Origin of the sequence: Streptococcus sp. 2022WUSS083 (assembly GCF_044427155.1) — a bacterium.
Classification (GTDB): domain Bacteria; phylum Bacillota; class Bacilli; order Lactobacillales; family Streptococcaceae; genus Streptococcus; species Streptococcus hashimotonensis.
In genome coordinates, this window is sequence record NZ_JAOTGK010000007.1 from 1 (window position 1) to 24,337 (window position 24,337).

At 43.7% G+C, this 24,337-nt stretch carries 27 protein-coding genes; 25 read left to right on the forward strand and 2 right to left on the reverse strand.

What is annotated here, in order from left to right:
* Positions 1 to 126: 126 nt before the first annotated feature.
* Positions 127 to 579, reverse strand: a complete 453-nt coding sequence (locus ODU41_RS09165; protein ID WP_004195772.1) for a universal stress protein — start codon at positions 577 to 579, stop codon at positions 127 to 129.
* A 154-nt stretch (positions 580 to 733) separates the two neighbouring features.
* Here ODU41_RS09165 and ODU41_RS09170 point away from each other — a divergent pair, with 154 nt between their 5' ends.
* From ODU41_RS09170 to gatB, 8 genes are all read left to right on the forward strand, one after another.
* Complete coding sequence (locus ODU41_RS09170; protein ID WP_014735452.1) at positions 734 to 1,948, forward strand: pyridoxal phosphate-dependent aminotransferase; 1,215 nt, start codon at positions 734 to 736, stop codon at positions 1,946 to 1,948.
* Positions 1,949 to 2,099: 151 nt separating this feature from the next.
* A complete protein-coding gene (gene codY / locus ODU41_RS09175; protein WP_023369388.1) occupies positions 2,100 to 2,888 on the forward strand; it encodes a GTP-sensing pleiotropic transcriptional regulator CodY in 789 nt (262 codons plus the stop codon).
* Between the two features lies 1 nt (position 2,889).
* The gene (locus ODU41_RS09180; RefSeq protein WP_074391011.1) at positions 2,890 to 3,441 is read left to right on the forward strand and encodes a cysteine hydrolase family protein; all 552 of its coding nucleotides are present in this window, start codon (positions 2,890 to 2,892) and stop codon (positions 3,439 to 3,441) included.
* A 415-nt stretch (positions 3,442 to 3,856) separates the two neighbouring features.
* Complete coding sequence (gene rplS / locus ODU41_RS09185) at positions 3,857 to 4,204, forward strand: 50S ribosomal protein L19 (protein WP_011921928.1); 348 nt, start codon at positions 3,857 to 3,859, stop codon at positions 4,202 to 4,204.
* Between the two features lie 186 nt (positions 4,205 to 4,390).
* Positions 4,391 to 5,065 carry a hydrolase gene (locus ODU41_RS09190; protein WP_024377636.1) on the forward strand — a complete coding sequence of 225 codons (675 nt, stop codon included), beginning with the start codon at positions 4,391 to 4,393 and terminating at the stop codon, positions 5,063 to 5,065.
* 216 nt (positions 5,066 to 5,281) lie between these two features.
* Positions 5,282 to 5,584, forward strand: coding sequence for an Asp-tRNA(Asn)/Glu-tRNA(Gln) amidotransferase subunit GatC (gene gatC / locus ODU41_RS09195; protein ID WP_011921930.1), 303 nt, complete (start codon positions 5,282 to 5,284; stop codon positions 5,582 to 5,584).
* On the forward strand, positions 5,584 to 7,050 hold the full coding sequence (gatA, locus tag ODU41_RS09200; protein WP_398578944.1) for an Asp-tRNA(Asn)/Glu-tRNA(Gln) amidotransferase subunit GatA: 1,467 nt from the start codon (positions 5,584 to 5,586) through the stop codon (positions 7,048 to 7,050). The genes gatC and gatA overlap by 1 nt, the downstream gene beginning before the upstream one ends.
* The gene (gatB, locus tag ODU41_RS09205; RefSeq protein WP_011921932.1) at positions 7,050 to 8,489 is read left to right on the forward strand and encodes an Asp-tRNA(Asn)/Glu-tRNA(Gln) amidotransferase subunit GatB; all 1,440 of its coding nucleotides are present in this window, start codon (positions 7,050 to 7,052) and stop codon (positions 8,487 to 8,489) included. The genes gatA and gatB overlap by 1 nt, the downstream gene beginning before the upstream one ends.
* A 244-nt stretch (positions 8,490 to 8,733) precedes the next feature.
* Here gatB and ODU41_RS09210 read toward each other — a convergent pair whose 3' ends face one another.
* Positions 8,734 to 9,732 (reverse strand): LacI family DNA-binding transcriptional regulator, encoded by a 999-nt coding sequence (locus ODU41_RS09210; RefSeq protein ID WP_240207833.1) that lies wholly within the window; start codon positions 9,730 to 9,732, stop codon positions 8,734 to 8,736.
* Between the two features lie 133 nt (positions 9,733 to 9,865).
* Between ODU41_RS09210 and ODU41_RS09215 the strand changes: the two genes are divergently transcribed.
* From ODU41_RS09215 to ODU41_RS09295, 17 genes are all read left to right on the forward strand, one after another.
* Positions 9,866 to 11,038, forward strand: coding sequence for a galactokinase (locus ODU41_RS09215; protein ID WP_172047387.1), 1,173 nt, complete (start codon positions 9,866 to 9,868; stop codon positions 11,036 to 11,038).
* Between the two features lie 9 nt (positions 11,039 to 11,047).
* The gene (galT, locus tag ODU41_RS09220) at positions 11,048 to 12,529 is read left to right on the forward strand and encodes a UDP-glucose--hexose-1-phosphate uridylyltransferase (RefSeq protein WP_398578945.1); all 1,482 of its coding nucleotides are present in this window, start codon (positions 11,048 to 11,050) and stop codon (positions 12,527 to 12,529) included.
* Between the two features lie 462 nt (positions 12,530 to 12,991).
* Positions 12,992 to 13,900, forward strand: coding sequence for a DMT family transporter (locus tag ODU41_RS09225; RefSeq protein WP_398578946.1), 909 nt, complete (start codon positions 12,992 to 12,994; stop codon positions 13,898 to 13,900).
* 47 nt (positions 13,901 to 13,947) lie between these two features.
* Complete coding sequence (locus tag ODU41_RS09230; RefSeq protein WP_024407245.1) at positions 13,948 to 14,577, forward strand: copper homeostasis protein CutC; 630 nt, start codon at positions 13,948 to 13,950, stop codon at positions 14,575 to 14,577.
* A 235-nt stretch (positions 14,578 to 14,812) separates the two neighbouring features.
* Positions 14,813 to 15,496 (forward strand): SEC10/PgrA surface exclusion domain-containing protein, encoded by a 684-nt coding sequence (locus ODU41_RS09235; protein WP_228381187.1) that lies wholly within the window; start codon positions 14,813 to 14,815, stop codon positions 15,494 to 15,496.
* Between the two features lie 123 nt (positions 15,497 to 15,619).
* On the forward strand, positions 15,620 to 16,147 hold the full coding sequence (locus ODU41_RS09240) for a YqeG family HAD IIIA-type phosphatase (protein ID WP_002935150.1): 528 nt from the start codon (positions 15,620 to 15,622) through the stop codon (positions 16,145 to 16,147).
* Positions 16,148 to 17,254, forward strand: coding sequence for a ribosome biogenesis GTPase YqeH (gene yqeH / locus ODU41_RS09245; RefSeq protein ID WP_024410637.1), 1,107 nt, complete (start codon positions 16,148 to 16,150; stop codon positions 17,252 to 17,254). It begins immediately after the preceding gene.
* Between the two features lie 57 nt (positions 17,255 to 17,311).
* The gene (yhbY, locus tag ODU41_RS09250; RefSeq protein WP_004195298.1) at positions 17,312 to 17,623 is read left to right on the forward strand and encodes a ribosome assembly RNA-binding protein YhbY; all 312 of its coding nucleotides are present in this window, start codon (positions 17,312 to 17,314) and stop codon (positions 17,621 to 17,623) included.
* Between the two features lie 12 nt (positions 17,624 to 17,635).
* Entirely contained in the window at positions 17,636 to 18,268 is a 633-nt protein-coding gene (locus ODU41_RS09255) for a nicotinate-nucleotide adenylyltransferase (protein ID WP_141599652.1), read from the forward strand.
* Positions 18,265 to 18,852, forward strand: coding sequence for a bis(5'-nucleosyl)-tetraphosphatase (symmetrical) YqeK (gene yqeK / locus ODU41_RS09260; protein ID WP_141599650.1), 588 nt, complete (start codon positions 18,265 to 18,267; stop codon positions 18,850 to 18,852). Before ODU41_RS09255 ends, yqeK begins: the two co-directional genes overlap by 4 nt.
* A gap of 2 nt (positions 18,853 to 18,854) precedes the next feature.
* The gene (locus tag ODU41_RS09265) at positions 18,855 to 19,310 is read left to right on the forward strand and encodes a GNAT family N-acetyltransferase (protein WP_141599648.1); all 456 of its coding nucleotides are present in this window, start codon (positions 18,855 to 18,857) and stop codon (positions 19,308 to 19,310) included.
* Positions 19,307 to 19,816: a cysteine hydrolase family protein gene (locus ODU41_RS09270; protein WP_141599646.1), complete on the forward strand. Its 510-nt coding sequence runs from the start codon at positions 19,307 to 19,309 to the stop codon at positions 19,814 to 19,816. The genes ODU41_RS09265 and ODU41_RS09270 overlap by 4 nt, the downstream gene beginning before the upstream one ends.
* A gap of 1 nt (position 19,817) precedes the next feature.
* Positions 19,818 to 20,177 carry a ribosome silencing factor gene (gene rsfS, locus ODU41_RS09275; protein WP_024407250.1) on the forward strand — a complete coding sequence of 120 codons (360 nt, stop codon included), beginning with the start codon at positions 19,818 to 19,820 and terminating at the stop codon, positions 20,175 to 20,177.
* A 119-nt stretch (positions 20,178 to 20,296) separates the two neighbouring features.
* Complete coding sequence (locus tag ODU41_RS09280) at positions 20,297 to 20,743, forward strand: HNH endonuclease (RefSeq protein ID WP_029172911.1); 447 nt, start codon at positions 20,297 to 20,299, stop codon at positions 20,741 to 20,743.
* 11 nt (positions 20,744 to 20,754) lie between these two features.
* On the forward strand, positions 20,755 to 21,501 hold the full coding sequence (locus tag ODU41_RS09285) for a class I SAM-dependent methyltransferase (protein WP_257384573.1): 747 nt from the start codon (positions 20,755 to 20,757) through the stop codon (positions 21,499 to 21,501).
* Positions 21,498 to 22,586 carry a nucleotidyltransferase gene (locus ODU41_RS09290; RefSeq protein WP_398578956.1) on the forward strand — a complete coding sequence of 363 codons (1,089 nt, stop codon included), beginning with the start codon at positions 21,498 to 21,500 and terminating at the stop codon, positions 22,584 to 22,586. The genes ODU41_RS09285 and ODU41_RS09290 overlap by 4 nt, the downstream gene beginning before the upstream one ends.
* A 98-nt stretch (positions 22,587 to 22,684) precedes the next feature.
* Complete coding sequence (locus ODU41_RS09295) at positions 22,685 to 24,337, forward strand: SWIM zinc finger domain-containing protein (RefSeq protein WP_074390989.1); 1,653 nt, start codon at positions 22,685 to 22,687, stop codon at positions 24,335 to 24,337.

A 24,337-nucleotide genomic window follows, 5' to 3' on the forward strand; every position in this document is an offset into this window, starting at 1 on the left:
AAAATAGTCCAAGATAATAGAGATAAAAAGAAAAACACAGACAGTACGGCTGGATTTCATCAAAATCAGCTTGAATCTATCTGTGTTTTTTATTTACTGGCTAGTTTTTGCCCAGCCTCTTTTGGTTTATAAACTTTTTTCTCCATCGCGAACAATGAGTAAATCAATAGTTGCGTGGCGCATGATATATTCGGATGAGGATCCGATCAGGAGACGTTCAAAGGCGTTTAGACCAGTTGCTCCAAGTAACATAAGATCAGCACCGGTTTCTTTTGGAATATCGATAGCCAGTAGGGTTTTAGGGTTACCGAATTCAATGCGAATCTGTACATCGGTCAGACCGGCGTTGAGAGCTTCTTGTTTGTATTCTTCGAGGAGGAGCTCCGCCTCTCTTTCTAAAGATTCATAGACAGAGGCGTCAAATGCAACAACATTATGGAGAGCACGGGTATCAATCACATGGGCGATAATCAGACGTGCTTGGTTGCGTAGTGCGACATGAATGGCTTTATGAAGAGCTAATTCTGCTCCTTTAGAGCCGTCTACAGCGACGAGTATTGTTTTGTAAGATTGTGTCATAATAATCACTCCTTTCAGAAGAGCTTTGCCCCGAAATAGGTAGAGTAGTTCCTTACATTTTTATTATAAGCCTTTTGAGAGAAAATGTAAAGGATTCTTGTACTTTTTTAGCTTTTACAGTACAATAGAAAAGATAGAAAGTCGAGGTGACGACATGAAGCAATTTAACAAGTCAACAAAATTGGATGATGTAGCATATGATATTCGTGGGCCTGTTTTGGAAGAGGCCATGCGCATGCGTGCCAATGGAGAGCAGATTTTACGTTTGAATACGGGGAATCCTGCAGAATTTGGTTTTACTGCTCCAGATGAAGTTATTCGTGACTTGATTCATAACGCCCGTAAATCAGAGGGATATTCGAACAGTAAGGGAATTTTTTCTGCACGTAAGGCTATCATGCAGTATTGTCAGCTAAAGAAATTTCCAAATGTTGACATTGAAGATATTTATCTTGGAAACGGCGTGAGTGAGCTGATTGTTATGTCTATGCAAGGTTTGCTAGATAATGGTGATGAGGTATTGGTGCCAATGCCAGACTATCCTCTCTGGACTGCCGCAGTTAGTTTGGCTGGTGGTAAAGCTGTTCATTATGTTTGTGATGAAGCAGCTGAATGGTATCCAGATTTGGCAGATATGGAGTCCAAGGTGACTTCTCGAACCAAGGCAATTGTCCTTATCAATCCAAATAATCCAACTGGTGCTCTCTATCCGAAAGAAATTTTAGAAGGAATCATTGATATTGCTCGTAGACACGAATTGATTATTTTCTCTGATGAGATTTATGATCGTATGGTCTTTGATGGAGCTGTTCATATCCCTATTGCGACACTGGCTCCAGATTTATTTGTTGTGACGATGAATGGACTGTCTAAATCGCATCGTATTTGTGGTTTCCGAGTCGGTTGGATGGTCTTATCTGGTCCGAAAAAGCATGTAAAAGGTTACATTGAAGGCTTGAATATGTTGTCCAATATGCGTTTGTGTTCAAACGTTTTGGCTCAACAGGTTGTTCAAACTTCTTTGGGAGGTTACCAATCGGTTGATGAACTCTTGATGCCTGGCGGACGCTTATATGAACAAAGGGAGTTTATTACTAAGGCGATTAATGATATTCCAGGACTTTCTGCTGTAAAACCTAAGGCTGGTCTGTATGTCTTCCCAAAAATTGATCGTGAGATGTACAGAGTTGATGATGATGAACAATTTGTATTGGATTTCCTCAAGCAAGAAAAAGTACTTTTGGTCCATGGTCGAGGTTTTAACTGGAAGGATCCAGATCATTTCCGTATTGTGTATTTACCACGTGTGGATGAGTTGGCAGAAATTCAAGAAAAAATGTCACGATTCTTGCGGCAATATCGTAGATAATGGAATTTAGGGCTGAATGTTAATCAGCCTTTTCTTTTTACTTGAATGAAATTGTTTGTATTTTTCTAACAACGGTAAATATTCTGATAATTGTTGAAATTTTATGTATTTTTTGCTATACTGAAAGCAATTACAGAGTAAAGAGGAAAATATGACAACATTATTAGAGAAGACACGGAATATTACTTCTATTTTGAAGCGTTCCGAAGAGCAATTGGCAGAAGAATTGCCTTACAATGCCATTGCTGAGCATTTATCAGCTATTATTGACTGCAACTCGTGCATCATTAATAGTGAAGGTGAGGTTTTGGGATACCACATGAACTATGAGACGAACAATGATCGTGTGGAAGAATTTTTCCAAAATAAACAATTCCCAGAAGGATATGTAAAAGCAGTTGCGCAGGTTTACGATACGCAGGTTAATTTGCCTGTCGAGAGCGAGTTGACTGCCATCCCTGTCGAATCACGTTCGACCTATCCAAATGGTCTGACAACGATAGCGCCTATCCATGTGACGGGGATTCGTTTTGGTTCGCTTATTATTTGGCGGAATGATGAGCAGTTTCACGATGATGATTTGATTTTGGTGGAGATTGCGGCAACAGTAGTTGGTATTCAGTTACTTAATTTCCAACGGGAAGAAGACGAGAAGAATATCCGTCGTCGTGCGGCAGTTAATATGGCGGTAAATACGCTATCTTACTCAGAAATGAAGGCAGTTGCAGCTATTTTGGGTGAATTGGATGGCAATGAGGGGCAATTGACTGCTTCTGTGATTGCAGATCGTATCGGCATTACACGCTCGGTGATTGTGAATGCACTGCGTAAGTTGGAGAGTGCAGGGATTATTGAAAGTCGTTCTTTGGGAATGAAGGGGACTTATTTGAAAGTTCTCATCCCAGCTATTTTTGATGAAATTAAGAAACGTGACTACTAAAATGACAAAAGCATTGATTTCGATTGATTATACAATAGATTTTGTGGCAGACGAAGGAAAGTTGACTGCTGGAAAATCAGCTCAGGCTATTTCTGAACGAATTGCTCAGGTTACGCAAGAAGCTTTTGAAAATGGAGACTATATTTTCTTTGCGATTGATGGTCATGAGGAGGAGGATGAATTTCATCCTGAAGCTCAGCTTTTCCCAAGTCATAATATCATTGGGACGCAAGGGCGTGACTTGTATGGTCCTTTAGCAGATTTTTATCAAAAACATAAAGGGCATGCGCGTGTTCGTTGGATGGATAAACGTCATTATTCTACTTTTTCTGGTACGGATTTGGATGTTCGACTAAGAGAACGTGGTGTAGATACGGTTGTCTTGACGGGTGTTTTGTCTGATATTTGTGTTCTTCATACAGCTATTGATGCTTATAATAAGGGGTATCGTATTGAGGTGATCTCATCAGCCATTGCTGCATTGACGGAGGAGAATCATCAGTTTGCTCTCAACCATTTGCGTCATGTACTTGGTGCGACAATCATTGACTAATAGTATAGTGGCCAGTCTGTGGACTGGTTTTTCGTTTTTCTCCAACAGGAATCTGTATCATCAACACTCTTCGAAAATCAAACTCAGACCTTGTTGACTTAGCTTGATGAACTTCAGTTCCATCTACAACTACGTCGTCAGTCTGATTCTGATATAGTCATTTAGTTTTTCTTTTATTACTTCGTTAACTCGCTTTGCCGTACTCCAGTACTGTCTGCAGCTCGTTGCCTAGTACTAAAAGTAAACTAAAAGACTATAAAAGAAGCGGTGTGATTGACCATGATAAATTTATCAAAATGCTTTACATAGGTGATTACTTGGTGTATAATATAGTTTGTGTGTAATGGACGCACAAAAATACAGTTTATCCGCTGGGTTTAAAAGCACCTAAGATTGACAAAGATAGGAGAATAAAATGAATCCATTGATCCAAAGTTTGACAGAAGGTCAACTTCGTACTGACATCCCTTCATTCCGTCCTGGTGACACTGTGCGTGTTCACGCTAAGGTTGTCGAAGGTAACCGCGAACGTATCCAGATTTTCGAGGGTGTTGTTATCTCTCGTAAAGGTCAAGGTATCTCAGAAATGTACACTGTACGTAAAATCTCTGGTGGTGTAGGTGTTGAACGTACATTCCCAATCCACACTCCACGTGTTGATAAGATTGAAGTAGTACGTTACGGTAAAGTACGTCGTGCTAAATTGTACTACCTACGTGCATTGCAAGGTAAAGCAGCACGTATCAAAGAAATCCGTCGTTAAGATAGTCCTACAGACTATTTTGGTCGGAGAAATGGGAGGCAGCGAAAGCTGTCTCTTTTTTTAAAAAAATCTGTTGAAAAGTACTTTATTGTGAAAGCAGTGGTAAAATGGATTGTTTTTGTGTATCTTCCATGAAATAATATGTTATACTATATATTATTGTAGCTAGTATAGAGGAGGTTGCGGATGAGCGAACAGTTTATTCCATCTGTTTTATCAGATTTACGGCAGGATATTGTTCAGATGCCAGAAGTTATCAAGGAATGTAGTGGAATTCGTATTTATGGTCGTCGCATTCGTTCAGTCTTATTTACAACGGATGTGTCTATTATTGCCAACCACAATGCAGATGCTATTTTGGCTGTTTATCCATTTACGCCCAGTCCAGCTATTATCAAAAGTATTATGTTGGTTGCGTCAGTTCCAGTCTTGGCTGGTGTTGGTGGAGGCTTGACGACAGGTATGCGTTCAGCTAATATGAGTCTATTGTCTGAGTCGGAGGGAGCATACGCTGTTGTGGTAAATGGACCAACGGATGTAAAAACAATTGAGGCAATCAATAAGGTAGTAGATATTCCTATCATTTATACCGTTGTTTCTGAAAAGTCTGATTTAACCTCACGGATTAAAGCTGGAGTAGATATTTTAAATATTTCTTGCGGTATAGAAACGCCAAGGGTTGTGAAGAAGATTCGAGAAGCTTTCCCTGACTTTCCGATTATTGCGACTGGTGGACCGACTGAGGACTCTATTCGTCGGGTTATCGAAGCTGGAGCCAATGCTGTCTCCTATACAGCACCAAGTAATGGGGAGCTTTTTAAAGGGAAAATGGAAAAATACCGCAAACATGCAAAGGATTAGCTCATAAAAAGATAGGCTAAGCAAACAGTAAGTTTTATTGCTAGATGAAACTTGCTGTTTTTTATCGTTTTACGGTGTGAGATTAGGAATACTTCGCAATTTAAAGAATGGATTTTTAGGAGGCAATAGGTAACATATTAGGTCATTTCAACCTTTGTCTAGGGCTGGAAATATGGTATAATGAGAAGATAGATTTCCATTAGGAGGAAAGTAAGAATGAAGATTTCTGAAGCTGAAGTCCGTCACGTTGCCAAGCTGTCTAAGCTGGAATTTTCGGACCAGGAAACAGCGGAATTTGCGACAAGTTTGAGCAAGATTGTCGATATGGTTGAATTGCTCAATGAAGTAGATACGACAGGTGTTGCGGTAACGACCACTATGGCTGACCGTAAGAATGTCTTGCGAGCAGATATTGCCCAAAAAGGTGAGAGCCGTGAGGAGCTCTTTAAAAATGTGCCTGAATCACAAGATAACTTTATCAAGGTACCAGCTATTCTAGACGGGGGAGGAGATGCCTAATGACTTTTAACAATAAAACCATTGATGAATTGCATGACCTCCTTGTCAAAAAGGAGATTTCTGCGGTTGAGTTGACTAAGGCAACCTTGGAAGACATTAAGAGCCGTGAGGGAGCAGTGGATGCTTTCTTGACTATTACAGAAGATGCAGCTTTGGCGCAGGCTGCTGCCCTTGATGAAAAAGGGATTGATGCGGACAATGTTATGGCAGGGATTCCTTTGGCAGTCAAGGACAATATCTCTACTAAGGGGATTTTGACCACGGCAGCTTCAAAAATGCTCTATAACTACGAGCCGATTTTCGATGCGACATCAGTTTCCCAAGCCTATGCCAAGGATATGATTATTGTCGGTAAGACAAACATGGATGAGTTTGCCATGGGAGGTTCTAATGAGAACTCTGCCTTCAAACCGACTAAAAATGCTTGGGACCAGACAAAAGTTCCTGGTGGTTCTTCAGGTGGTTCGGCAGCTGCAGTTGCTGCTGGTCAGGTCCGTTTGTCACTCGGTTCTGACACAGGTGGTTCCATTCGTCAACCAGCAGCCTTTAATGGCATCGTCGGTATGAAACCGACCTACGGAACGGTGTCACGTTTTGGTCTGATTGCCTTTGGCTCATCTCTTGACCAGATTGGTCCATTCTCACAGACAGTTAAGGAAAATGCCCAGTTGCTCAATGTCATCTCTGGTCATGATGTCAAGGATGCAACATCAACGATCAATGAAATTGCAGACTTTACTAGCAAGATTGGTCAAGATATTAAAGGCATGAAAATTGCTTTGCCGAAAGAATACATGGGCGAAGGGATTGATCCGCAGGTCAAGGAAACTATTCTCAAGGCGGCTAAGCACTTGGAAAGCTTGGGTGCCATTATCGAGGAAGTCAGCCTGCCACATTCTAAGTATGGGGTTGCCGTTTACTACATCATCGCTTCATCAGAGGCATCTTCTAACTTGCAGCGTTTTGACGGTATCCGTTATGGTTTCCGTGCAGAAGATGCGACAAACTTGGATGAAATTTACGTGAGAACCCGTAGCCAAGGTTTTGGTGAGGAAGTCAAACGTCGTATTATGTTAGGTACATTTAGCTTGTCATCTGGTTACTACGATGCCTACTTCAAGAAGGCTGGTCAGGTGCGGACCTTGATTATCCAAGATTTTGAAAAGGTCTTTGCGGACTATGACTTGATTTTGGGGCCAACTGCTCCGACGGTTGCCTTTGGTTTGGACACGCTCAACCATGACCCTGTGGCCATGTACTTGGCGGACTTGTTAACAATTCCTGTAAACTTGGCAGGTCTTCCTGGTCTTTCTATTCCTGCTGGTTTTGTTGAAGGCTTGCCAGTTGGTTTGCAGTTGATTGGTCCAAAGTACTCAGAAGAGACCATTTACCAAGTGGCTGCTGCCTTTGAAGCGACGACAGACTACCACAAGCAACAACCAGTGATTTTTGGAGGTGCTAACTAATGAACTTTGAAACGATTATTGGTCTAGAAGTCCATGTGGAGTTGAATACCAACTCGAAAATTTTCTCACCTTCATCTGCTCATTTTGGTGAGGATCCAAATGCCAATACCAACGTGATTGACTGGTCTTTCCCAGGTGTCCTTCCTGTTCTTAATAAGGGCGTTGTGGACGCAGGAATCAAGGCTGCCTTGGCTTTGAACATGGACATTCATAAGGACATGCACTTTGACCGTAAGAACTATTTCTACCCTGATAACCCTAAAGCCTATCAGATTTCCCAGTTTGACGAGCCGATTGGCTACAATGGCTGGATTGAGATTGAGTTAGAAGATGGTTCAACCAAGAAAATCCGTATCGAGCGTGCGCATTTGGAAGAGGATGCTGGTAAGAATACCCATGGGACAGACGGCTATTCTTATGTGGACCTCAACCGTCAGGGTGTGCCTTTGATTGAGATTGTATCAGAAGCCGATATGCGCTCGCCTGAGGAGGCCTATGCCTATTTGACAGCCCTCAAGGAAATTATCCAATACACTGGCATTTCAGATGTCAAGATGGAAGAGGGGTCTATGCGCGTGGATGCCAACATCTCTCTTCGTCCCTATGGTCAAGAAAAATTTGGTACCAAGACTGAGTTGAAAAACCTCAACTCCTTCAATTATGTGCGCAAGGGCTTGCAGCATGAAGTAGAACGTCAGGCCAAAATCTTGCGTTCTGGTGGTCAAATCCAGCAGGAAACTCGTCGTTACGATGAATCTACAGGTGAAACCATTCTCATGCGTGTCAAAGAAGGGTCAGCTGACTACCGTTACTTCCCTGAGCCAGACCTGCCACTCTATGAGATTGATGATAGCTGGATTGAGGAAGTTCGTGCAGAATTGCCAGTCTTTCCAAAGGCTCGCCGTGCTCACTATGTAGAAAACTTGGGCTTGACCGCCTATGATGCAGGTCAATTGACGTCTACCAAGGCCTTGTCTGACTTCTTTGAAGCAGCGGTGGCAGCAGGTGGCGATGCCAAACAAGTTTCTAACTGGTTGCAGGGTGAGGTGGCTCAGTTCCTCAATGCTGAAGGTAAGACTATTGAGCAAATCGCTTTGACACCAGAAAACTTGGTTGAGATGATTGCCTTGATTGCGGATGGAACTATTTCATCTAAAATCGCCAAGAAAGTCTTTGTTCACTTGGCGAAAGAAGGCGGCTCTGCCAAGGCTTATGTTGAGAAGGCTGGTTTGGTACAGATTTCAGACCCTGCTGTTCTCATTCCGATTATCCACCAAGTCTTTGCGGATAATGAAGCAGCCGTAGCTGACTTCAAGTCTGGCAAACGCAATGCCGATAAGGCCTTTACAGGCTTCTTGATGAAAGCGACTAAGGGACAAGCTAACCCGCAAGTTGCACAACAACTCTTGGCTCAGGAATTGGCTAAGTTGTTAGACTAATACTCTTCGAAAATCAAACTCAAACCTTGTTGACTTGATTTGATGAGTGTAAAGCTCCAGTGGAGCTGTACAGCTTGTCATCATCAAATAATAAAGTGGGGGCTATCTGTTCAGGTAAGAACCGAAGACGTTCGCTCTATCTCCGAACCTTTGGAGCTAGTTTGATTTTGATTTTCATTGAGTATTGGATAAAATAGAAGAAAACCGAGAATTCGTCAGAACTCTCGGTTTTTCTTTTGCACTTTTAATAAGAACTTTCCCGTATAACCAGCTGGGTACCCAGTTTGATTTTACGGGGGTGGTGGGGCGTTGGACTTGTTATGACACGGTCCAGCAGTTGCATGGCTTCTTGGCCCATTTCTTCGGTGTAGACACTGATAGAAGACAGGGCTGGATAGACTTGGCGCGTGATGGCTGTATCGTTAAAGGTGATGAGTTGGACTCTATCTGGCACTGCGATTTGACGCTCTTGAAGGGCTCGAAGGGCACCGACAGCCAGAGTGTCGTTTGCCATGAAAAAGGCAGTGGGTAGCTGGTCGCCTAGATCCTCAATAGCTTGGCTCATCAGCTCATAGCCTGACTGGGTGGAGAATTTTCCTTGGTAGATATAGTTTTCTTGGAGAATGCCCAAGGTGTCTAGGTAGTCACGAAAGGCAGTCAGGCGGGGATCTGTTGGCAGTTGGTGGCCGTCTGTGGTTTCTTCCTGTCCAACCAATAGGCCAATGTCTGTCAAACCTTGCGAATGGAAGTGGTCAATAACTGTCTGAACAGAGTGTTCAAAGTCAGTCGTGACGCAGGAGAATCCCTCGGTCAGTGTATCAGAATCCACAAAGATTAACTTGGAAGACAAGTTGGTCAGCTCTGCTATTTGCCCAGAAGAAAATTTGCCAACTGCGATGATGCCGTCCAATCCTTGAAGGAGGGGATTGGTCAAGTCGTTGAAGGAGCGGATGATTTGATAGCCGAGAAGGCTGGCAGTCTGCTCGATGCTGGCACGGATGGAGTAGTAGTAGAGGTCAGCCAGCTCTTCGCTCTCGGTGTACCACTGAACAATACCGATGGTGCCTTTTTGTTGGGGAGCTTGTTTTTTGAGGTGTTTGGTGTAGCCCAGGTCCTGTGCCAAGTTGAAAATGCGGTCGCGGGTTTCTTGGCTGACGGATAGGGTCAGGTCTCCCTTGAGAACGCGGGAAACGGTGGCAGAGGATAGGTGGGCTTGTTTTGCTATGTCTTTGATTGTTACCATGTTCTTCTCCTGTTTATTTGTCTCTAGTATAGCATAAAAAAACAAAATTAGTAAAAATTTAGTAAAAATATTGACTTTTAAATTGTTGAGTTGTACAATAAAAGAAAACGATTACAAAATTTAGGAGGTTCTTATGAACACAGAACAACTCAAGCAGGCCTTTCTCGATGTGTTTGGTCAAGAGGCAGATGCGACTTTCTTCTCACCAGGTCGGATTAATTTGATTGGTGAGCATACAGACTACAACGGTGGTCATGTCTTTCCAGCGGCTATTACCTTGGGAACCTACGGGGCTGCTCGCAAACGTGATGACCAAGTTTTGCGCTTTTATTCTGCTAACTTTGAAGAACTTGGGATTATCGAAGTGGATTTGAACAATCTGGTCTTTGATAAGGCAGATAACTGGACCAACTATGCCAAGGGTGTTCTCAAATTCTTGCAGGAAGCAGGGCACAGCATTGACACAGGTATGGAAGTCTTTGTTTACGGTAACATTCCAAACGGTTCAGGCTTGTCATCATCAGCTTCCTTGGAACTCTTGATTGGCATTATCGCAGAAGAACTGTATGGACTTGAGCTAACTCGACTTGATTTGGTGAAAATTGGGAAACAAACGGAAAATCACTTTATTGGTGTCAATTCTGGGATCATGGACCAGTTTGCGATCGGTATGGGAGCAGACCAACGTGCCATTTATCTGGATACCAATAGCTTGGAGTATGAATTGGTGCCGCTGGATTTGGGTGATCATGTGATTGTCATCATGAACACCAATAAACGCCGTGAATTGGCAGACTCTAAGTACAATGAACGCCGCGCAGAATGTGAAAAAGCAGTGGAAGAATTGAATGCAGTCTTGACTATTCAAACTCTAGGTGAATTGGATGAGTGGACCTTTGATCAATATAGTTATTTGATTAAGGATGAAAATCGTATCAAGCGTGCCCGCCATGCTGTTTTGGAAAATCAACGGACCTTGCAAGCTCGTAAGGCTTTAGAAGAAGGAGATTTGGCAACCTTTGGTCGTCTGGTCAATGCTTCCCATGTTTCCCTGGAGCATGATTATGAAGTGACAGGTCTAGAGTTGGATACCTTGGCTCACACAGCTTGGGAGCAAGAAGGCGTTCTTGGTGCTCGGATGACAGGAGCAGGTTTCGGCGGTTGTGGTATTGCTATTGTTCATAAGGATAAGGTTGATGACTTTACAGAAAATGTTGGTAAGACCTATACAGAGGTTGTAGGCTATGAACCAAGCTTCTATGTAGCGGAGATTGCTGGAGGCTCTCGCGTCTTATCTAGAAAATAGATCGGAGAAATGATGACAGGATTGGTGGATCGTTTTGTTGGGCAGGTCATTGCCAACAGTGATTTTGAGGAAATGGATGCTCTTTACCTGCGCAATCGGGTCTTGGCTTTGGTGGGAGACCAGGTTCTGACTGTTCAAACAGATTTAGATGACTTGATTGAATTAAAAGATGAACTATTGACTCATGGAGTTCGAACTGGTTTTGTGGGTGAATTGCTGGAAGAGCAGGACATGGTTGGGGCTTGTTTGATGGATTTGATGACGCCAAGTCCGAGTCAGGTCAATCGTGATTTTTGGCAGACCTATCAGGACAGTCCAGAGCAAGCGATTGGCGACTTCTATGAATTGAGCAAGCGCAATGACTATATCAAGATGGCTGCGATTGCGAAAAATATCTATTATCCAGTTTCGACAGAGTATGGGGATTTGGAAATCACGATCAATCTGTCCAAACCTGAGAAGGATCCCAAGTCTATTGCAGCTGCTACGAAAGCTGAAGCAAGCAATTATCCCAAATGCCTACTCTGTATGGAAAATGAGGGCTATCAGGGTCGGATTAACCATCCAGCACGCGCCAACCACCGTATTATTCGCTTGGATTTAGGACAGGAAAAGTGGGGCTTCCAGTATTCGCCCTATGCTTACTACAATGAACATGCTATTTTCCTAAATCAGGAACATGTGCCGATGGTCATTAGTCCGCGAACATTTGAGCAACTCTTGGATTTGTTGGATTTGTTGCCAGGCTATTTTGTTGGCTCCAACTCCGACCTACCAATCTCGGGTGGCTCCATCTTGACTCACAATCACTATCAGGGTGGGCGGCACAGTTTTGCCATGGAAAAGGCACCGATAGAAGGCCAGCTGGTTTTTGACGGCTTTGAGTCCGTATCTGCTGGCATTGTCAAATGGCCCATGTCGGTGATTCGCTTGAGTTCAGCAGATAAGGCATCGCTTCTTGGTTTAGCGACTAAGATTTTGGAAAAATGGCGGAGCTACTCAGATGATAGCGTTCAGATTAAGGCTGAGACGGATGGAACTCCCCATCATACCATCACCCCTATTGCTCGGAAACGAGGAGATTTGTACGAGCTGGATTTGGTTCTCCGCGACAATCAGACCTCAGAAGAGTTTCCAGATGGCATCTATCATCCACATCCAGATGTGCAACATATCAAGAAAGAAAATATCGGCTTAATTGAGGTAATGGGCTTGGCGATTTTACCCCCACGTTTAAAGGCAGAATTGGCTGAAGTAGAAAAATTCTTACTGGGTCAAGATAGTCAAGTGGCTGATTATCATCAGCTTTGGGCGGAAAGCCTGAAAACAGCTCACCCAGATGTGACGGAAGAAACCGTCGAACAAGTTGTTCGTGAGTCAGTGGGACAAATTTTCGCGCGTGTATTGGAAGATGCAGGTGTCTACAAACGAACTCCAGAAGGACAGGCAGCCTTTCTACGATTCGTAGAATTTGTAGGTTTAGTAGCATAAATGTAAGAAAGAGTGGGAGTGGGACAGAACTCGACCAATCTAAAGAGTTCGTCAACAAGTCCTTATTTCCAGTTGTTGAGCTGAAACAGTCTATCCCCAGACCTTGAATGATGAGAGCTGACTACCGCCAGCTTGTATCTCCCACTTCAAAAGGTCTCCCAGACCTTTTGAACTCCCACCCCGTACAGCTCAAACTGTCTGGGAGACAGTTTGAGGTTGGAAATGAAGCGAACTTTGTTCGCATCAGTCGTAGAGGTCAGATTTGGAGCGTGAAACGCGAACTGCTGAGATTTGCTCTGCAAATCCCATTTCCAACCTTTAACAGTCTCCCAGACTGTTAAAGCCAATCAACCACTGCGCTGAGATGTTGACGCAAACTTAGTGAGGTTGGACCTGTCTTTTTGCCTCCCTTCCTGCTCTTTTGGTATAATGGAAGTATTCACAGTGTGAGAAGGAGATATGATGGCGGAAAAGAGATTGGGGACACTGATTACATTAATAGCAGGTATAGCCTGGGGCTTGTCTGGAGTGAGTGGGCAGTACTTGATGTCACGTGGTGTTTCAGTAGATATGATTACCTCCCTGCGTTTGTTGGTATCGGGATTCTTTCTCGTTGGCCTGGCTTATGCTACAGCGAAAGAACAGCTGTTGATAGTATTGAAAAATAGAAAAGCCTTGTTGGGAATTTTTGTTTTTGCGATGTTGGGTCTGGTTCTTAACCAGATGGCTTATTTACAAGCCATCTATCATACCAATGTGGGAACGGCTACGGTTTTACAATACCTTTGCCCTATCTTAGTCTTGGCTTATACCTGTTTGAAAAATAAGGAAAAGCCATCAGGGATTGAGTTGATTTCAATTATCTTAGCCGTAGCAGGAACTTTTTTGATTGCGACTCATGGCAAATTAGATGAATTGGCAGTGACTCCAATCGGTTTGTTCTGGGGAATCTTCTCAGCCTTTACTTATGCGCTATATATTATTTTGCCAGGTAAATTGATCCGTCGATACGGCAGTATAACGGTGATTGGTTTAGGGATGTTAATGGGTGGTTTTGTAGTCACGCTTGGTTTGCAAACTTGGCAGCATCATCTTCCTATTGATGGTGGAATTTTCCTGGGGCTGTTAGGTATTGTCGGAGTCGGGACGATTTTTGCCTATACTGCCTTTCTTAAAGGCGTCAGTATGGTTGGTCCTGTCAATGGTAGTCTTTTGGCCTCGATTGAGCCGATTGCATCTGTCTTTTTTGCAGTATGGTTGGTCAATGAGCAATTTTATGCAATTGATTTTGTTGGAATGTTGTTGATTTTACTTGCTGTTTTACTTATTTCTTTAAAAGATATATTGGTTGCCCAAAAGAGTATTGGTTAATATACTCTTTTTTGTTATACTAAAGAAAAAACTTGAAAGGAATAAAGATGATTAAAGAATTTTGTTCCGAAAATCATGTAGGTGTGATGAAGGCCCTATCCCTAGGAGCTAAACGGATTGAACTCTGTGATAATTTGGCAGTCGGAGGGACGACGCCGAGTTATGGAGTGATCAAACATGTTTGTCAACTGGCTCATGAGAACGAAGCCACAGTCATGACCATGATTCGCCCTCGAGGTGGAGATTTTTGCTACGATGAAGCTGAGGTGGAAATGATGGTTGAAGATTGTAAAGTAGCGATTGAACTAGGTTCAGATGGTCTGGTTTATGGTTTGTTAACCGAGGAAAATTGGTTGGACGAAGCGGCCTTGGAAAGACTGTTTGCTGTTTCGCAGGACTGTCAGATTGTCTTTCACATGGCTTTTGACCAAATTCCTCGCGAACGCCAATTTGAGGCTCTTGATTGGCTGGCAGAACATGGAGTGACACGGATTTTGACGCGTGGAAGTCTGACAGGGTCTGCCTTGAACAAGGTGGAATGGTTACAGGAGATTGTCGCCTATGCACAAGGTAAAATTGAAATCTTGATTGGTGGTGGATTGACTGTGGAAAATGTGCCAGTTTTACTAGAAAAACTAGCTATTGACCAAGTTCATGGGACAAGATTGTTTTGGTAGGACAGGTCTGCCTCTAAACGGCTCAGCAGACTATTTACTTTTCTGGGTTTATATTAGCTATATTTAAGAAATATGGAGTATACTCTGTTTATTCTTTTTCATACCCCTCCTAGAAAGCACCTAAGTGGGTGCTTTTTGTTCATATTGCACAAAGAGTTTGTGATATGAAAATATTTACAAAAATGTATAAACTTGTTACAATAATGGTATAAATAAACAAGTGGGGGAGGATGCCATGGGGATGGTTGGAAATCACGAAATTTCAGATAAGATTCTATTGCCAGATGGGTATTATGAAAAGCTTTTAGAGTATGCACAAGCTGAGAAAACTGGTTTCGATGCGGAATTGGAAAGACTTGGCGAGCAGGGGCTGTTGCTTAATATCTACAAGGGTCAGGAAGCAGATAGGGAGATTATCCTGTCTGATATTGAGAATTTAGACAAAGAAATTAGAGAAGAGTTGGCTCAATATGCCGTAACACTTCTGAATCCATTGCGTAAACAGTTGGGGACTGTAGCAGTGGAGATGAGTGATTTTGCTTTGGACTATGCTGTTCGTTTAGCCCAATCCTTGAATAGTACTTTGCGTTATCATAATTATGATAGCTTGATTGCCATTGCTAAAACCAAAGGAGTTGAACCGAAAGGTAAGGATTGTCAATCATTTTCAGAGTACAGACAGCGTTACAGTCTCTATGATGCTAAGAAGTTAATTTATCGCGCTCTCGCGTGGCGTCTATTCGATGATAGTCATGCAGATTATGGACATGCTCTTACCATTTTGGGGTTGGATGAGGATGAGTCAGGAGTGGAGCAAATCGGTTTTGCTTTTTCAAAATTTACTCTTGATATTGATTGGTTGCTAACCCATATGATTTTCATTCCGAAAGATTGGATTTTGGAAGAAGGTCAGATTTAATTCACAACTACCATTACATTACCTCCAGAAGGCACTCGGTTAATCCGAGTGTTTTCTGCTATCGATTCGCATTTTTCTTAGAAAAATGGTATAATTATCTGATAAAAAACTTTGGAGACGACAGTGAGTTTAGAAAATTACATGCCGGATTTTGCCTTGGAAAAGGCTTATGACGTGACCGTCGAAAGCTTGAAAAAACATGGCATAAAAGTAGTGTTTGTTGACTTGGATAATACCTTGATTGCTTGGAACAATCCTGATGGTACGCCAGAGATGCGCCAGTGGTTACATGATTTGCAGGACGCAGGTATTCCTGTTGTGGTGGTGTCTAACAATAAATACGAACGTGTCAAACGGGCGGTTGAAAAATTTGGGATTGAATTTGAAGCCTTCGCTCTCAAGCCTTTCACCTTTGGGATTAACCGTGCTTTGAAACGCTTTGATGTCCAGCCGTATGAGGTAATTATGATTGGCGATCAGCTGATGACGGATATTCGGGCTGCTAAGCGAGCTGGTCTCAAGTCTGTCTTGGTCAAACCCTTGATAAAGACGGACTCTATCAATACGCAGATTAACCGTTGGCGTGAGCGACGGACTATGAAAAAAATCATCGCTAAATATGGAGCGATAGACTACAAGAGGGAGATGTAAGTGGAAGAATTATTTTGTATCGGCTGTGGTGCCCAGATTCAGACGCTAGACAAGGCTGTCGCTGGTTTTACACCTCAATCAGCCCTAGAAAAAGGCATGGAAACAGGGCAACTCTACTGCCAACGTTGTTTCCGTTTGCGCCATTATAATGAGATTTCAGATGTCAATATCTCGGATGACGATTTCTTGAAACTCCTCCATAGCGTAGGAGAAAGCGATGCCTTGGTGGTCAATGTCATTGATATTTTTGATTTCAATGGTTCGGTCATTCCAGGTTTACCTCGCTTTATTTCTGGAAATGACGTGCTTTTGGTCGGCAACAAGCAGGACATTTTACCCAAGTCTGTCAAGACAGGCAAGGTTACTCAGTGGTTGACTGAGCGGGCACATGAAATCGGCATGCGACCAGTTGATGTAGTCTTGACTTCAGCCCAAAACAAGCAGGCTATCAAGGACTTGATTGAAAAGATTGAACAACACCGAAAGGGACGGGATGTCTATGTGGTCGGCGTGACCAACGTCGGCAAGTCAACCTTGATTAACGCTATTATTCAAGAAATCACAGGGGATAAGGATGTCATTACGACTTCACGTTTCCCTGGAACGACGCTGGATAAGATTGAAATCCCTCTGGATGATGGTTCATACATCTATGATACGCCAGGAATTATCCACCGTCACCAGATGGCCCATTATTTGACGGCTAAAAACCTCAAGTACATCAGCCCTCGCAAGGAAATCAAGCCAAAGACCTACCAGCTCAATCCAGAACAAACCTTGTTCTTGGCTGGTCTGGGACGATTTGACTTTGTGGCTGGTGAACGCCAAGGCTTTACGGCCTTCTTTGACAATGAATTGCAGCTCCACCGTACCAAACTGCAGGGAGCTAGTGAATTTTACCAGAAACATGCGGGCTCACTTTTAGTGCCGCCAACCAGCAAGGAATTGAAAGAATTTCCTGAATTGGTCCGCCATGAATTTACCATCAACGAGAAGACGGATGTAGTCTTCTCAGGACTTGGTTGGATTCGTGTCAATGAAAAAGCCAAGATTGCTGCCTGGGCTCCTAAGGGTGTGGATGTGGTGATCCGCAAGGCCATTATTTAGATGTGAGTACTGGTTACATTTGTTAGCCAATAAATTATAGAAACATAGGAAAAATAGATGTCATTAACTTCAAAACAACGTGCCTTTTTGAACAGTCAGGCACACAGTCTCAAACCCATCATTCAGATTGGGAAAAATGGTCTCAATGACCAGATTAAAACCAGTGTTCGTCAGGCGTTGGACGCGCGTGAATTGATCAAGGTGACCTTGCTACAAAATACGGATGAAAACATTCACGAAGTAGCTGAAATCTTGGAAGAAGAAATCGGTGTGGATACGGTCCAAAAAATCGGTCGCATCTTGATTTTATTCAAACAATCTAGCAAGAAAGAGAACCGTAAAATTTCCAAACAGGTCAAAGAAATCTAAGAAGGAGAGCCTATGGCTATTGAACTCTTAACACCCTTTACCAAGGTTGAATTAGAGGTTGAAAAGAAAGAAACCAATCGCAAACAAGTGGGGATTCTGGGAGGAAACTTCAATCCTGTCCACAATGCTCATTTGATTGTGGCAGACCAGGTCCGTCAACAGTTGAAGCTAGATGAGGTCTTGCTCATGCCAGAATTCCTTCCGCCCCATGTGGACATGAAAGAAACCATTGACGAATACCATCGCTATTCCATGCTCAAGATGGCTATTGCAGGTATTGAGGGTTTGGGGATTGAAACCATTGAACTGGAACGCCGTGGTGTCAGCTATACCTATGACACCATGAAATTGCTGAAGGAAAAAAATCCTGATACGGATTATTATTTTATCATCGGTGCAGATATGGTAGACTACCTCCCAAAATGGCACAGGATTGATGAATTGGTCCAGTTGGTGCAGTTTGTTGGTGTCCAGCGTCCTCGTTACAAGGCAGGGACTTCCTATCCTGTTATCTGGGTAGATGTGCCCTTGATGGACATTTCCTCCAGCATGGTGCGGAGCTTTATCAAGCAAGGACGGGTGCCGAATTTTATGGTGCCTCATGAAGTTCTGGACTATATCGAAGAAAAGGGACTTTACCAATGATTGCAGCAGATTTGACATTTGACCGTCAGGCTCTTTTGGAAAAAATCCGTGTAGCCATGAAGCCAGCGCGCTTCCAACATGTCTTGGGTGTGGAAGAGGCGGCGCTTGCCTTGGCAGACCAATACGGCTGTGATCCGAAAAAAGCCAGTCTGGCAGCGCTTTTGCATGATTATGCCAAGGAAGTGGAAGACCAAATCTTTCTGGATTTGATTGCCAAGTATGATTTGGACAAGGACCTGCTTAACTGGGATAATAACATCTGGCACGGTGTGGTTGGGGCCTATAAAATCGCAGAAGATTTTGGCTTGAAAGATGAGGAAATTTTCCAAGCCATTCAACGACATACTATTGGTGCTGGGCAGATGACCTTACTGGACAAGGTGCTCTATGTGGCGGACTACATCGAACCCAATCGGGATTTTCCTGGGGTGGACGAGGCGCGACGAATTGCAAAAGAGTCCTTGGACAAGGCGGTAGCCTATGAAACTGCCCAAACCATTTCTTACTTAGCCAAGAAGGGGATTCCCATTTATCCACAAACCTTGGAAACTTATAATGGATATGTCACATATTTGAAGGAGTAGAGATGATTGCATTAAAACCTGTGGATGAAAGTTCTTATCAAGCTGTCTTAGACTTGACAGTAGCCGAGGCAGATAAGGGCTTCGTGGCTCCCAACGTGCGTTCCTTGGCGGATGCCTGGTTATACAGAATGAATGGTGATGTCTTCCCCTATGCCATCTGGGCAGATGAGCAGGTTGTTGGCTTTGCCTTGATTGACATTGATGAGGACATCCAGCAGTATATGCTCTGGCGGTTTATGATTGGTCAAGAATTTCAGGGGAAAGGCTATGGTCAGGCAGCTTTGGAAGCTGTTATTCAACTGGCTCAGAAGCACCCTGTCTGCAATCATTTGATTGTCTCTTATGTCAAGGGCAACCAAAAGATGGCAAGACTATTGGAGAAAAATGGTTTTGTCTTAGATTTTGAAGAAGAAAGGGAATTGGTGTTCCGTTTGGAAACGCCTGGGGTCAAGTTTTGAAATCTGCATTGTTAGTCATTGACATTCAGCATTTGCCTGTGGAAGGTAAGCCCTATGGGATTGAAAATCGGCTTCGGCTCTGGCATGAGAGCCTTGCTCAAGCCCGTCAAGCGGGGCTAGAGGTCATCCATGTCCGCCATCATGACCAGGAATTGGTCAAGGGGACTGCTGACTGGGAGATTCACTCAACTGTTGCACCCTTAGCTAGTGAGAAGATTTTCGATAAGACCTTTAATAGTGCCTTCAAGGAAACAGGGCTTCATACTTATTTGCAGGAAAAGGGAATTGAGCAGCTCATTATCATGGGCATGGCGACCAATTTTTGCATTGATACGACGATTAAAGTAGCCTTTGAACTAGGCTACAAGGTAGCTGTGATTCAGGACGGAACGACGACAGGTTATTCAGGCAAATTGGACGCCAAAGACGTGATTGACCACTACCAAAACATCTGGTCATGGAATTTTGCCCAGGTGGATACATTAGAAAATATAATTAGAGGATAAGATGAAAGAACTAGATTTAGTAAAAGTTGTGGTCCAGGCTGCTGATGACAAGCGAGCTGAGGACCTTGTTGTAATTGATGTTCAAGGCGTGACTAGTCTGACAGACTACTTTGTGATTGCCAGTTCTATGAACAGTCGCCAGTTGGAGGCTATTGCGGAAAACATCCGTGAAAAGGTAGCGGAAGTTGGGATCAAGGGGAGCCGTGTAGAAGGCGATAGTAACGGTGGCTGGGTCCTTTTGGACCTTGGAGGCGTAGTCGTTCATATCTTCTCAGAAGAAATGCGTGACCTCTACAACCTTGAAAAATTATGGCACGAAGGCAGCTTCTTGGAAGTCGCAGAACTTTTAGAAGAGGAGTAGTGAGAGCGGAGAGAACTCGACTGACAAAAAGGGTTCGTCAACAACTCAAAACTCTGACTTTTTGAACACAGTGTGAGTTAATGAAGCAGTCGATTGGCAGCTTTTTATGAAAGGAAAATATGGCAGCATCTAAAAGTAAGCGGTCACGAAGAGAATTTTTCAAAAATAATATCGCAGTAAATGAGAAGGATTTTCCTTCTGATGAATTTGAGGTGCATCACGTTATAGAGTGGGCTGAGATTGATGAGGAAAATCACTTATCGAGACAGAAAATCGACACTTATAAAAATATGTTTCTTCTGAGTAAAGAAGTACATAAAGAAATTACAAGAAAAACAAATTCCTCTCGTGCGTCGAATAGAGGACAATATGGAGTAACACCTAGAAAATTCTATAAAGTTGAAATTTATGATGATATTGAGGAAATATTAGTGAAATTAATAAATATTATGGACTTTAAAGATTTTATAGAGTTAAAATATGGAAAAGATATCTTTTTTGATTTAAAAAATAAGGACATCATCTTGAAATATAATGAAGAAATGTTAGAAGAACATTTCGGATAATGGAGAAAAATATGGCAACTTATGAAACCTTTGCGGCGGTCTATGATGAAATCATGGATGACAGCTTGTATGATAAATGGACAGATTTTAGCTTGCGGAACTTGCCACAAGACACCAAGACAATTTTAGAATTGGCCTGTGGGACAGGGATTCAGGCTGTACGTTTTGCTCAAAAGGGCTATGAGGTGACAGGGCTTGACCTGTCCTATGAAATGTTGGAATTGGCCCAGAAAAAAGCAGAAGCTGCTGGTGTCATGATGGAATTGGCCCAAGCAGATATGATGGCTCTGGAAGGTGTGGGAGATTTCGATGCGGTGACCTGTTATTCGGACAGTCTGTGCTATATGTCGGACCGAGAAGCCGTTTTGCGGGTCTTTGAAGGCGTTCACTCGGTTCTCAATCAAGGTGGCACTTTCCTTTTTGACGTTCACTCCATCTATCAAATGGAAGAAGTATTTGCAGGCTATAGCTACCATGAAAATTACGAGGATTTTGCCTTTGTTTGGGACACCTACGAAGGTGAGCATGAGCATTCCATTGTGCATGAATTGACCTTCTTTGTCAAAGATGAGGACAGTCAAGAGGAGCGGTTTATCCGTCGGGATGAAGTGCATGAAGAGCGGACCTATCCGATTGAAACCTATGTGGAATTATTGAAACAGGCTGGTTTTGCTTCTGTGGAAGTCTTTGCGGATTTTGAAGATCAAGTTCCGACAGAAACAAGCCAGCGGTGGTTTTTCAAGGCGGTCAAGGCATGATTTCGGGGATAATAGCGGAATACAATCCTTTTCACACGGGGCATAAGTACCTGCTGGAACAGGCGGAAGGCTTGAAAATTGTGGTTATGTCTGGCAATTTTATGCAACGGGGTGAGCCAGCCATTGTGGATAAGTGGACACGGGCTCAGATGGCTTTGGAACACGGGGCAGATCTTGTTGTCGAGATGCCCTTTTTGGTGTCGGTCCAGTCGGCTGACCATTTCGCCAAGGGAGCAATCAGCATTTTACACAGGCTAGGTGTGGAAAAACTGGTTTTCGGTACGGAAGAAATGCTGGATTATCAGAAAATTGCGGATATCTATGTGGATAAGTCGGAAGAGATGGAAAATTTTGTGAAAAACTTGCCTGACCATCTCTCTTATCCACAGAAAACCCAGGCTATGTGGCAGGAATTTGCTGGGCTGACTTTCACAGGTGATACGCCCAACCATATTCTGGGCTTGGCTTATGCTAAGGCGGTGGCTGGAACAGGCATTCAGCTCAGCCCTGTTCAACGGCAGGGAGCTGGTTTTCATTCGGAAGAGGTGGAAACGTCCTACGCCTCGGCGACAGCTATCCGAAAGGGTGCTGACCAGTTGGACTTGGTGCGTGACTTTTTACCGTCTGCCAGTCTCTTTGAAGAGGCGACCAAGGTAAGCTGGAGAAATTATTTTCCCCTGCTCCGCTACCAGATTGCGACCCACCGAGATCTCAGTCAGATCTTTCAGGTGAACGAAGAACTAGCCAGTCGTATCCGCTCTGCCATTGGGAGCGCAGCGACCGTGGAGGAGTTAGTGGATGCTGTTGCGACCAAGCGCTACACCAAGGCGCGGGTGCGACGGGTGCTGACCTACATCCTGGTCAACGCGGTGGAGGCTCCCTTGCCAGAGGCGGTTCATGTGCTGGGCTTCACAGCTCGGGGCCAGGCCTATCTCAAGACTGTCAAGGAGCAGGTGGACCTGGTGACGCGGATCGGCAAAGAGCCCTGGGACAGCCTGACCCAGCAGGCGGATAGCGTCTATCGGTTGGGGGCTGACGCAATAGCAGAGCAGACCTACGGGCGAGTGCCGGTGAGGGTGGAGTGAGATGAAGAAAGAGAAAATAGGAAGTTTTTGTAGGTGACTTGAAAACGTTCCTATTTTTTTTTGTATAATTTAAGTAGCAAAATCAAAGGACATAAATCATGGAAAATTGGATGGATTATTTTAAGCCTCACATTGTAGATAGGGGCTACAGTTTGTTTTTAGATGATGCTGTTCAAGGGCTTCAAGAGGTGGGTGAGGGGTACTATGCCCTTGTCTCTGGTAGTCAAGTCTATCAGGTGGATATTGACTTGGAGCATGGTCAGCTGGTCGGTATGTGGTGTGAGTGTCCCCATGCTCAGGAGATGAACCACTGCAAGCACATGGCTGCAGTCTTGTTTGCTATTTCTGAGTTGGAGGGTCAGCCAGTTGTTGAGAGGAAGGGACAGTCACTTGTCCAGCTCCTGGATAAGCTGACAGTTGAGCAGCTACGGGCTTTTGTTCTTGAATTAGCTCAAGAAGATAGGGAACTGGCTAATCGAATTCAGCTGCGTTTCTCTGCCCAGTTAACTTCACAGCAAGTGGAAAATGTGAAAAAGGAAATCAGAGACCTGGGGCTTCCTTTTGAGGACAGGCGTACGGGCTATATCGAGTATAGGCAGACTAGGGATTACGAGCGGGCCGTAGAAAAGGCCATGCATCAGTATCTCCAGCCTTTGCTGGATAGGTGTGAGTATGAGAGTTTCTTGGCTGTATCAGATGCCTTCTATCATCAGATTTGCCAGCAGGAGTTGGATGATTCCAATGGAACGACTGGTAGTCTGCTGTATAGACTTGCTGGCTACTGGCAGTATTTATTGACTGTGGCTCCGGATAAGATTGCCCAAGAATTACTAGACTGGTGCTTAGGACAGCTAAGTGGCTATGAGGTTGCAGAGGATCTTCTCATGGAATTTGTGGAAATGGAGTTTCAAGAAGAAACCTTCCTTGAGCAGAAATTGACCTATTTTCAAGCGGTCTTGCAGGCGATAGAAGAAGGAGACAAGTCCTCTTGGTCATGGAAATTCCGTCGCGATCGATTTGCCTTGCTCTGTTACAGGTTGTTGGTTCAGTTGGGCTCTAGTGAGGCAGACTTGCTGACCTTCCAGGCTAATCATTGGGAGGTGGCTGAACTTCGTAAATTGTCTATTACCCAGGCTGTAGCAAATCAGCAGCTAGATCGGGCAGTCCATCTCTTGCAGGAAAGTAAGCGATTGGATGCCCAGTATAGGGGACTGGTGTCGGATTACAGCCAGCAGCTACGGGACATCTATCGTTCTCAAGGGCAGGATGACAAGGTCAGAGAAGAACTACTGGAGATGATTTTTTCAGTTGGTGATACAGATTTGGAGTTGATAGAGGAGTTACGGGACTATGTTTCTAGGGAAGAATGGCAGAGCTACTTAGATGATTTGTTGGAGGATGGTCGTTTCCAGTCGCAGCAGTTGAAATTGTTGCAATTGGCAGACCGACCGCAGGAATTATTGGACCGCATTACAGCAAGTTACTGGTTCTTAGAAAATTTGGATCGATTTGAAGACTATTTATCAGAGAAACTACCCGAGCAATTACGAGATGCCTACGCTCAAGCTCTTTGTCAGCAGATGGATGTGGCTAGTAGTCGAAGCCGCTATCGTCAGTTGGCAGGGTATTTAGTAAAAATTGCAGGTTTACCTGATGGAAAAGTGGTGAGTGCAAGTCTTCGCACCTCGTGGAAAGTCCAGTATCCGCGACGCAAAGCCATGATAGAGGAATTAGATGCAGTGAGGTGGTAG

Bases quoted from the DNA above. Each gene is read 5' to 3' on its own strand.
- ODU41_RS09165 (WP_004195772.1), bottom strand. From the start codon at position 579: ATGACACAATCTTACAAAACAATACTCGTCGCTGTAGACGGCTCTAAA.
- gatA (WP_398578944.1), top strand. From the start codon at position 5,584: ATGACTTTTAACAATAAAACCATTGATGAATTGCATGACCTCCTTGTC.
- ODU41_RS09280 (WP_029172911.1), top strand. From the start codon at position 20,297: ATGGCAGCATCTAAAAGTAAGCGGTCACGAAGAGAATTTTTCAAAAAT.
- yqeK (WP_141599650.1), top strand. From the start codon at position 18,265: ATGATTGCAGCAGATTTGACATTTGACCGTCAGGCTCTTTTGGAAAAA.
- gatC (WP_011921930.1), top strand. From the start codon at position 5,282: ATGAAGATTTCTGAAGCTGAAGTCCGTCACGTTGCCAAGCTGTCTAAG.
- ODU41_RS09180 (WP_074391011.1), top strand. From the start codon at position 2,890: ATGACAAAAGCATTGATTTCGATTGATTATACAATAGATTTTGTGGCA.
- ODU41_RS09210 (WP_240207833.1), bottom strand. From the start codon at position 9,732: ATGGTAACAATCAAAGACATAGCAAAACAAGCCCACCTATCCTCTGCC.
- ODU41_RS09170 (WP_014735452.1), top strand. From the start codon at position 734: ATGAAGCAATTTAACAAGTCAACAAAATTGGATGATGTAGCATATGAT.
- ODU41_RS09285 (WP_257384573.1), top strand. From the start codon at position 20,755: ATGGCAACTTATGAAACCTTTGCGGCGGTCTATGATGAAATCATGGAT.
- ODU41_RS09265 (WP_141599648.1), top strand. From the start codon at position 18,855: ATGATTGCATTAAAACCTGTGGATGAAAGTTCTTATCAAGCTGTCTTA.
- rplS (WP_011921928.1), top strand. From the start codon at position 3,857: ATGAATCCATTGATCCAAAGTTTGACAGAAGGTCAACTTCGTACTGAC.
- ODU41_RS09295 (WP_074390989.1), top strand. From the start codon at position 22,685: ATGGAAAATTGGATGGATTATTTTAAGCCTCACATTGTAGATAGGGGC.
- ODU41_RS09215 (WP_172047387.1), top strand. From the start codon at position 9,866: ATGAACACAGAACAACTCAAGCAGGCCTTTCTCGATGTGTTTGGTCAA.
- ODU41_RS09230 (WP_024407245.1), top strand. From the start codon at position 13,948: ATGATTAAAGAATTTTGTTCCGAAAATCATGTAGGTGTGATGAAGGCC.
- ODU41_RS09235 (WP_228381187.1), top strand. From the start codon at position 14,813: ATGGGGATGGTTGGAAATCACGAAATTTCAGATAAGATTCTATTGCCA.
- rsfS (WP_024407250.1), top strand. From the start codon at position 19,818: ATGAAAGAACTAGATTTAGTAAAAGTTGTGGTCCAGGCTGCTGATGAC.
- ODU41_RS09290 (WP_398578956.1), top strand. From the start codon at position 21,498: ATGATTTCGGGGATAATAGCGGAATACAATCCTTTTCACACGGGGCAT.
- codY (WP_023369388.1), top strand. From the start codon at position 2,100: ATGACAACATTATTAGAGAAGACACGGAATATTACTTCTATTTTGAAG.
- ODU41_RS09190 (WP_024377636.1), top strand. From the start codon at position 4,391: ATGAGCGAACAGTTTATTCCATCTGTTTTATCAGATTTACGGCAGGAT.
- galT (WP_398578945.1), top strand. From the start codon at position 11,048: ATGATGACAGGATTGGTGGATCGTTTTGTTGGGCAGGTCATTGCCAAC.
- ODU41_RS09225 (WP_398578946.1), top strand. From the start codon at position 12,992: ATGGCGGAAAAGAGATTGGGGACACTGATTACATTAATAGCAGGTATA.
- gatB (WP_011921932.1), top strand. From the start codon at position 7,050: ATGAACTTTGAAACGATTATTGGTCTAGAAGTCCATGTGGAGTTGAAT.
- yhbY (WP_004195298.1), top strand. From the start codon at position 17,312: ATGTCATTAACTTCAAAACAACGTGCCTTTTTGAACAGTCAGGCACAC.
- ODU41_RS09255 (WP_141599652.1), top strand. From the start codon at position 17,636: ATGGCTATTGAACTCTTAACACCCTTTACCAAGGTTGAATTAGAGGTT.